Origin of the sequence: Mesorhizobium sp. M7A.F.Ca.CA.003.01.2.1 (assembly GCF_003998945.1) — a bacterium.
Classification (GTDB): domain Bacteria; phylum Pseudomonadota; class Alphaproteobacteria; order Rhizobiales; family Rhizobiaceae; genus Mesorhizobium; species Mesorhizobium ciceri.
On record NZ_RZRA01000111.1, the window covers coordinates 1 to 8,704 of the forward strand.

The 8,704-nt window shown below is 61.6% G+C and carries 8 protein-coding genes and 1 tRNA gene; 4 read left to right on the top strand and 5 right to left on the bottom strand.

The features are described 5' to 3' along the window. Positions 1-191 precede the first annotated feature (191 nt). From EN969_RS07220 to EN969_RS07230, 3 genes are all read right to left on the bottom strand, one after another. On the bottom strand, positions 192-968 hold the full coding sequence (locus EN969_RS07220; RefSeq protein WP_127224211.1) for a hypothetical protein: 777 nt from the start codon (positions 966-968) through the stop codon (positions 192-194). A gap of 323 nt (positions 969-1,291) precedes the next feature. Continuing rightward, positions 1,292-1,368: transfer RNA gene (locus tag EN969_RS07225), tRNA-Arg, on the bottom strand. A 253-nt stretch (positions 1,369-1,621) separates the two neighbouring features. Continuing rightward, entirely contained in the window at positions 1,622-3,124 is a 1,503-nt protein-coding gene (locus EN969_RS07230) for a HAMP domain-containing sensor histidine kinase (protein ID WP_027161119.1), read from the bottom strand. A 278-nt stretch (positions 3,125-3,402) separates the two neighbouring features. Here EN969_RS07230 and rpmH point away from each other — a divergent pair, with 278 nt between their 5' ends. From rpmH to EN969_RS07255, 4 genes are all read left to right on the top strand, one after another. Continuing rightward, positions 3,403-3,537, top strand: coding sequence for a 50S ribosomal protein L34 (gene rpmH, locus EN969_RS07240; RefSeq protein ID WP_008833937.1), 135 nt, complete (start codon positions 3,403-3,405; stop codon positions 3,535-3,537). A gap of 16 nt (positions 3,538-3,553) precedes the next feature. Next, the gene (gene rnpA / locus EN969_RS07245) at positions 3,554-3,907 is read left to right on the top strand and encodes a ribonuclease P protein component (protein WP_013528505.1); all 354 of its coding nucleotides are present in this window, start codon (positions 3,554-3,556) and stop codon (positions 3,905-3,907) included. 14 nt (positions 3,908-3,921) lie between these two features. Continuing rightward, the gene (yidC, locus tag EN969_RS07250) at positions 3,922-5,733 is read left to right on the top strand and encodes a membrane protein insertase YidC (protein ID WP_063169714.1); all 1,812 of its coding nucleotides are present in this window, start codon (positions 3,922-3,924) and stop codon (positions 5,731-5,733) included. A 177-nt stretch (positions 5,734-5,910) separates the two neighbouring features. After that, positions 5,911-6,471 carry a fasciclin domain-containing protein gene (locus EN969_RS07255; protein WP_063169715.1) on the top strand — a complete coding sequence of 187 codons (561 nt, stop codon included), beginning with the start codon at positions 5,911-5,913 and terminating at the stop codon, positions 6,469-6,471. 189 nt (positions 6,472-6,660) lie between these two features. Here the strand turns inward: EN969_RS07255 and EN969_RS07260 are convergent, their stop codons facing one another. Both EN969_RS07260 and EN969_RS07265 read right to left on the bottom strand, forming a co-directional pair. Next, entirely contained in the window at positions 6,661-8,202 is a 1,542-nt protein-coding gene (locus tag EN969_RS07260; protein WP_063169716.1) for a DHA2 family efflux MFS transporter permease subunit, read from the bottom strand. Then, positions 8,199-8,704 (bottom strand): efflux RND transporter periplasmic adaptor subunit (locus EN969_RS07265; protein WP_164758171.1); only part of this gene is annotated, 506 nt, incomplete at its 5' end. The genes EN969_RS07265 and EN969_RS07260, both read right to left, overlap by 4 nt.

An 8,704-nucleotide genomic window follows, 5' to 3' on the forward strand; every position in this document is an offset into this window, starting at 1 on the left:
GGTCTATGAAGAGGGGCAGAAAGCCTGTCGACGCCACGTCCCGCTGCGCAAATGCCCCTATACGGATAGCGGTCGCCGTGAAAGGTGGATGAAGGGCTGGCACGATGAACAGGCTGAGTTCATGACCAGCTAGGTCGTCCGCATGAGATCTATGAGGTCTGCCGAACTTGAACTGAAGCGCAAGGAGTATTTCAGTCCTCCCGGTTCGCCCATGCGATCATTTCGTCCGTCACTTGAACCGGTCGGGACTGATAGAGCTTTGAGATTGTTACGAACCGATCAAGGACCTTTTGGTCAACATCCGCGTCCACGTCAAAATCTCGTTTGAGCCGTTCTTTGGTTTCCCGCCAGACCTTCAAGGCGTAACCTGCCAAATCCTCCTTGATCGAAATCTTGAAGGGGTCTTTGATGTCTTCAGGTATCTCGCGAAACTGCGCCCAGCGCCGATTGTAGCCTTCATTGTCACGGACGGGACTTCCAAACTCCTGCTCGATCCTTTGCCTTGCAGCCTCTTTTCCTTTATTCGTAGCGGCTCTTAGTTTCCTGATTTCGGGCATCGTCATGTCGAAAAGGAAAGTGTCATCCATTTCCTTTTTGATGTCCGAAAAATCGACCTTCTGTCCAAGGGTGTTGTGCTGCGTGACAAGATCATCATAGAGCTTCCAATGATCATTCCACTTTCCTGCAACCCCGATACGCCCCGCCTTCACCTTTCCAAGTATAACTTCCCGCGTGTAGATCGAAACGATATCGCGCAAGCGTTCAATGAGGTCAGCGGCTTCTTTCTGCTTGTCCTCCCAAAGCTCCGCTTCAAAGCCCAGCCCTTTGAAGCGTTTGAAGCGCGAAACGTTGGCGTAGAGAAAGCTGAGAAAGCCAAGGCCAAAGACTGCGGCGGCTTCTGTCACTTTTTCCTGATAGATCAATGTCAGGCTCGCGCCGAGCAGGGCCAAGCCGACGATCACAAACAAGACCCGTTCCCAATTCGTAACGAACCACTTCCCAAAGGGTTTAAGCATTGCCTTGATTGATCCCCGCGCCTTCTTGCATAGATGGCGGGAAGATCGGCAATGCGCAACTGCTACCCGTTCCGTGAGGCTGCCCGAGAATGGCTTCCTCACGGTTTGTCACCCTCGATGAGAGTAGGACAGCCAGTGAACCGCATATGAATTAGTGGGAGTATCCGTGGGGCTTTGAGCCCCATTCCGGGATTTTTACGGCTTTTTGTTCCCCTCTAGGCTGTTGAAGGCAACATAGAAAAGGTCGGAAATCCCAACGGTCTCATATAATTGTTTGGCGCGCCCGAAGAGATTCGAACTCCTGACCCCCAGATTCGTAGTCTGGTGCTCTATCCAGCTGAGCTACGGGCGCGCAACAGGCCATGCTTTCCATGACCCCGCAATCCGATCGTAAACGACCGGTCGCGACGAGACGTGTTCCCTAGCGACTGAATTTCGGAAAAGCAAGCCGATCCGGCAAAAGTTTTGTCACAAGTGCCTTGGTTGGTGATGAAGGCTGGGATTCCGGCAGATGGCAACGGTCCGAAGTTGAGCCGGTTCCTGCTCATTGGAAGAAGCATCGGGCCAGAGGACAAGAGGGCCGGGCGACCCGGCGCTCTAAACCGTCACGCCGGGCGGCGCAGGCCGTTGCGGGCCTGGTCGAGCCGGACCGGCTGGTCGGGGATGGTGACGGCGAATGTGGTGCGCCCGCCAATGCTCTCGACCAGCTCGACCGTGCCGCCATGCGCGCGGATCAGTTCGTGCGCGATCGCCAGGCCAAGGCCGGTGCCGCCGCTGCGCGCCGAGCCGCGAAAGGCCGCGAACAGGTTTTCCCGCGCCTTGGGCGGCAGGCCGGGGCCGGTGTCGCTGACGGCGATGCGGCTGACGCTGCCCAGGCGCACGGCCGACACCGCCAGGCGGCGCACCAGGGCGCTTTCACTGTCGGTCGCCATCGCTTGCACGGAATTCCGGCACAGATTGGTCAGCACCCTGAACAACTGGTCGGAATCGGCATCGACCTCGAAGGCCGGCTCGACCGAATTGACGAACTCGATGCCTTGCTCAATGTCCAGCAGGCCGTGCACGTCCTCGACCAGTTGCCGCAGCCTCAGGCGTCGGCGCGCCGGCGGCGGCTCCTGCGTGCGGCCGTAGTGAAGCACGCCTTCGGAATAAGACACGGCGCGGTCGAGCGCGCGCAGCAGTTTCGGCGCGAAGGCCTGCACCGTCGGATCCTTGACCTGACGCAAGCGGTCCGACATCAGCTGCGCCGAAGCCAGGATGTTGCGCATGTCATGGTTGATCTTGGAAACCGCCAGGCCGAGATCGGCAAGATGCTTCTGCTCGGAGAGCATTTTTTGCAGCCGTTCCTGCATCTGCGACAGCTCGCGCTCGGCAACGCCGATCTCGTCGGCGCGGGCAGCCGGATGGATGATCCGCCCGGGATCGTCGGGCGCCTCGGAGAAGGACAGCATCGAGCGCGTCATCGTCCGGATCGGCCCGATCATGATCAGGTCGATGGCGGCGTAGACCAGCATGGCGGTGAACAGCGAGATCAGCAGCGAGACGAAGGCGACGTTGCGCGAATAGCGCAGCATCGCGTTGCGCAGGCTGTTGTCGGGCATGATCAGCTCGAACTCCTTGTCGGATTCGCCGACCGGACCGAAGACGCGCAGCATACGGTCGCCGCCGAAAAACAACGTGTCGAGCGCACCGGTCATGCCCTTGATCATGCCGATCGAGGCGATATCGATGTGTTCGTCGACCTTCGGCGGCATTTCGGCCACCACCAGCAGCCGCGAGACGCCTCCGTCGCGCACCGCGATCGCCTTGGCGCCGATCGCCATCAGCACGTCGTTCTGCGCCGTGCGCGACAGCGAGGTGGGTTCACCCTGCACCAGCACGATCGACACCGCCGCCGCCGTGCTCAGCCGCTCCTTCAGCCAGTTCAGCCGGTAGCTGGCGATCCAGGGCAGGAAGATCAGCACTTCGGCCAGCAGCACGAAGACGATGGTCAGCAGCAGCAGCTTGGTCGACAGGCCGCGCGACAGCGGCACCGTGCGCACGCTGGCCGGCGCCTCGGTGGACCCCGCCGTGCCGATCCCTTCCTGTGCCTGTATGGTTTCGCTCATGCGGCTAATGTCTTCACGATCACTTGATCAACGCAGATTAGGCGATTACGGCTTTTTTGCCAATTTCATCCTTGGTCGCAAACATAAACCGGCCTGAATGGCGAAGCTTTCGGCCCGACGACTCCGGATTGACTTCCAAAAGCCTTCTTTCTATAAGCCCGCACACGCTCGGGCCATTCGTCCCGGCGCGGTTTCGATCGCGCCAAAGCCGGCTCGGCAAAGCTCCTGTTACACAGTGACAGAATCAAGAAGGGCCGCACCCCGCGGTATTAAAACAAATGAAGCGTACCTACCAACCGTCCAAACTCGTCCGCAAACGTCGGCACGGCTTTCGTGCCCGCATGGCCACCAAGGGTGGTCGCGGCGTCGTCGCAGCTCGCCGCAACCGCGGTCGCAAGCGGCTCAGCGCCTGAACGGAAGACGAGATCGTTGCCCGCATCCGGCAAGCCAGTGGGACCAAATCCCAAGCGGCTTCTGAAGCGCGCGGAATTCCTGGCTGTCCGTCGTGGTGAAAAACGACGCGGGCGGCTTTTTCTCGTCGAAGTTCTCGACCGCGGCGACGGCCTGTCGCCGCGCGTCGGCTACACCGTCACCAAGAAGGTCGGCAATGCGGTTGTCCGCAACCGCGTCCGGCGGCGGCTGCGAGAAGCCGTCCGTACGCACGCCGCAAGTGACATGGCGCCTGGCAATGACTATGTCATCGTCGGGCGCGAAGACGTGCTTACCACTCCGTTCGGCCAGTTGAAGGCCGAACTCTCCCGCCGACTGCGCGGAACACGATAGGCCAAGGGCTTTCGATGGAAAACAACCGGAACTTCTTCATCACCATCGCGCTGTCGGTGCTGATCCTGGCGGTATGGCAATATTTTTATGTGTTGCCGCGCAGCGAAGCGCAGCGCGAGGCCGCCCGCGTCGAACAGCAGCGCGTCGAGGAGCAGAAGAAGGCCGCCGGCACCAATCCCGGTACCGACACCGGAACGCCCGCCGCCCCTGGCGCCATTCCCAACGCACCCGGCACCGATGCCGTCACGCCGGCCGGCCGCGAACAGGCGCTCGCCACGACGACCCGCGCGAAGATCGACACGCCGAGCCTTGAGGGTTCGATCAACCTGACCGGTGCCCGTCTCGACGACCTCAAGCTCAAGCACTACACCGAGACGGTCGACAAGAACTCGCCCGAGATCAGCCTGCTCAACCCGGCGGCACTGCCCAATGGCTACTATGCCGAGATCGGCTTCGTCGGCAACGACAAGACCGGCGCGGTGCCCGGTCCCGAAACAGTGTGGGCTATCGACGGCAATGCGACACTGACGCCGACGACCCCGGTCACGCTGACCTATTCGAACGACAAGGGCCTGACCTTCAAGCGCACCTTTTCCGTCGACACCAACTACATGTTCACGGTGTCCGACACGGTGCAGAATGCCGGCACGGCCGCCGTCTCGCTGTCCAATTACGGCCGCGTCACCCGCTTCGACAAGCCGCTCGTTGCCAGCACCTATGTGCTGCATGAGGGCCTGATCGGCTTCACCGGCACGGAAGGCCTGCAGGAACACAAATACGCGTCCATCGAGAAGGACAAGCAGTTCACGCCGGGCAAGTCGACCGACGGCTGGCTCGGCATCACCGACAAATACTGGGCGGTGACGCTGGTGCCGACCGAGAAGCAGCCGTTCCAGCCGCGCTATGCCTATTTCGAGGACGGCCGCCATCGCTACCAGTCCGACTTCCTCACCGACCCGATCACCGTCGATGCCGGCCAGTCGGCGACGGTGGAGAGCGAGATCTTCGCGGGCGCCAAGGAAGTCGGCAAGATCAACGCCTATGCGGAAGACCGTCATATCAAGCGGTTCGACCTTTTGATCGACTGGGGCTGGTTCCACTTCATCACCAAGCCGATGTTCTGGCTGATCGACACGCTCTACAAATTCTTCGGCAATTTCGGCCTGGCCATTCTCGCCACCACCGTCATCGTCAAGGCCATCTTCTATCCGCTCGCCAACAAGTCGTACGCGTCGATGGCGAACATGAAGAAGGTGCAGCCGAAAATGCTCGAGATCCGCGAGAAATACGCGGACGACAAGATGAAGCAGCAGCAGGCGATGATGGAGCTGTACAAGACCGAGAAGATCAACCCGCTTGCCGGCTGCTGGCCGGTGGCACTGCAGATCCCGGTCTTCTTCTCGCTCTACAAGGTGCTCTACATCACCATCGAAATGCGGCACGCGCCGTTCTTCGGCTGGATCCAGGATCTGGCCGCGCCCGATCCGACGTCGCTGTTCAACCTGTTCGGCCTGATCCCGGTCACCCTGCCGCACATGCTGATGATCGGCGTCTGGCCGCTGATCATGGGCGTCACCATGTTCCTGCAGATGCGCATGAACCCGACGCCGCCGGATCCGACGCAGGCTGCGATCTTCACCTGGATGCCTGTCATCTTCACCTTCATGATGGCGGGTTTCCCGGCCGGCCTGGTCATCTACTGGGCCTGGAACAACACGCTGTCGATCCTCCAGCAGGGCATCATCATGAAGCGCCAGGGTGCCAAGATCGAGCTGTGGGACAATCTGGTCGCGCTGTTCCGAAAGAAACCATCACCGGCCGAATAGAAGGCGCAGCGCTTTCTCCAGCCTTCAAAGCCCCGCCTCGCGCGGGGCTTTTCGTTTAAGCAGCTCCGGCATCACGTTCCCGTGATCGGCGAAACTTGCGCCCCCTCGGCGGCGTGACTGCCTGTGCGTTTCCAAAGGCTATCAATTCCGATCAGCCCTCACACGGAGGAAGACCACATGCGCTTGCCGTCATTCAGGATCATCGCCCTTTCCGCACTCGTCGCCGGCGTGGCGATTGCCGCGCCCGCCTATGCCAAGAACCCGAATGTCGGCGGCGCGCCGATGTACACAACCAAGAACATCGTCGAGAACGCCGTCAATTCGAAGGACCACACGACGCTGGTCGCCGCGGTCAAGGCCGCCGGCCTGGTCGACACGCTGCAGGGCGCTGGCCCGTTCACAGTCTTTGCCCCGACCAACGCGGCGTTTGCGAAACTGCCCAAGGGCACCGTCGACACGCTGCTGAAGCCGGAGAACAAGGGCAAGCTCACCAAGGTGCTGACCGCGCATGTCGTGGCCGGCAAGATTTCGGGCGCCGAGATGATGAAGAAGGCCAAGGCGATGGGCGGCAAATACGAGATGAAGACCGTCTCCGGTGACACGCTGACCGCCGAAGTCAAGAAGGGCAAGCTCTACATCATGGATGAGTCAGGCGGCGAGGCGCGAGTGACGATCGCCGACGTCAACCAGTCGAACGGCGTCATCCATGTCGTCAACAAGGTGCTGTTGCCGAAGTAACGAACGGCTTCCGGCAAAGGGGATCAAGACAGGTCCGTTGGGGCTTTCTCGGGCCTGCCATCCCCGCCTCATGACGAGGTGCCATGTTTCTTGGGAAGTCGTATCGGCATTGGCCGGGGTCCTGTCCCTCACAGGACCCCGGTTTCTTTTTGGCTGTTGCCTGTGCAGCCGGATAAGTTTCGAGCGTCGTCACTCCATCACGGCGCTGTGGTCGATCTTGGCCGGAGTCGCCGGCTTGCGCAGCAACAGAACCAGCGGAATGGCGGCAAGCGACAGGATCATCATCAGCTTGAAGTCGTTCATATAGCTGATGATCGTGGCCTGCAGCGTGACCACGCCGTCGAGCGCGGCGCGGCCCGCGGCGCTGTAGGGATCCATTGCCTGGAAGATCGCCGGATTGCTGAACGCCTGGTTGTAGGGCGTCACATAGGTGGCGATATTGGCGTGGTTGACCTGCACGTTCTGCGTCAACAGCGCGGTGACCACCGATATGCCGACGCTGGAGCCGATGTTTCGGGACAGATTGTACAGTCCGGTGCCTTCCGCGCGCCGCTCCGGCGCCAGCGTGGCGAAGGTGATGGTGGTCAGCGGCACGAACAGGAAACCCAGGCCCGCGCCCTGGATGAAGCCGGTGCTGATGATCGTCCATTGCGAGACATCAGGGGTCCAGCCGGTCATGTCGTACATCGCCCAGGCGGTGACCAGCAGGCCGGTTAGAAGCAGCCAGCGCGTGTCCACCTTGCCGATCAGCCTGCCGACCAGGAACATGCAAGCCATGGTGCCGAGACCGCGCGGCCCCATGACGATGCCGGCCGTCACCACCGGATAGCCCATCAGGGTCTGCAGATAGGGCGTCATCAGGGCCAGCGAGGCCAGATAGGTGATGCCGATGATGAAGATGAAGATCATGCCGACGGCGAAATTCCTGTCGAGGAACAGCCGCGGGTTCACGAAGGTGTTTTTGGCGGTGAAGGTGTGGACGAGGAAGATGTAGAAGGCCGACGCGCAGATCAGCGCCTCGACGATGATCTCGGACGACGAGAACCAGTTGAGCTGCTCGCCGCGATCGAGGAACATCTGCAGCGACGCGATGGTGACGCTGAGCATGCCGAAGCCCAGCCAGTCCAGCCTGGCCTTGAGGTCCGTCTTGGTTTCCTGGACGAACATCGAGACGCCGGCGAAAGCCAGCGCGCCGATCGGTACGTTGATGTAGAACACCCAGCGCCAGCTGACATTCTCGGTCAGCCAGCCGCCGATGACCGGCCCGAGCACCGGCCCGACCATCACCGAAACGCCGAACAGCGCCATCGCCGAGCCGCGCTCCTCGACGCTGTAGATGTCGAGCAGGATGCTCTGCGCCAGCGGCACCAGGGCTGCGCCGAACAGGCCTTGCAGCAGGCGGAAGCCGACGATCTGCGGCAGCGACTGCGCGAAGCCGCACAGCACCGACGCGACGACGAAGCCGGTGATCGAGATCAGCAGGATGCGCTTGCGGCCGAAGCGATTGGCAAGATAGCCCGAAGGCGGCGTCATGACGGCTGCCGCGACGATGTAGGACGTCAGCACCCAGTTTATCTGGTCGGCGCTGGCCGAAACGCTGCCCTGGATATAGGGCAGCGCCACATTGGCGATGGTGGTGTCCAGCGCCTGCATGATCACGGCCAGGATCACGCAGGCGGTGATGGCGCCGCGATTGGCGACCACGCCACCTGTCGCGGACGCGCCGGTCATGACTTTTGTCCGAACCGACCGAGGAGGTCCGTCACGAAGTCCGGCAGGCCGCGCGCATGGCCGGTATCGATGCCGACCACGACGCTCATCCCGCCGCGCAGCGGCGGCTTGCCCTGGAGATCGTCCACCGTCACGCGCATCGGAATGCGTTGCACGACCTTGACCCAGTTGCCGGTGGTGTTCTGCGCCGGAAGCAGCGAGAAGCTCGACGACGACGCCGGGCTGATCGAGGCGACCCTGCCGTGCCAGACGGCACCGGGATAGCTGTCGACGCTGATCGTCGCCGTCTGTCCCGGCCGCACATAGGTCAGTTCGGTTTCCTTAGGCTCCGCCGCGATCCACAGATCGGTCGCCGAAATCAGGCTGAACGCCGGCTGCGAAGCCGGCAGGTACTTGCCGACCTGAAGCGCGTCGACATTGGTGACGATGCCGTCGAATGGCGCCTTGACGATGGAATCGGCAAGGTTGCGCTGGGCGTCGTCCACCGCCGACTGCGCCTGGA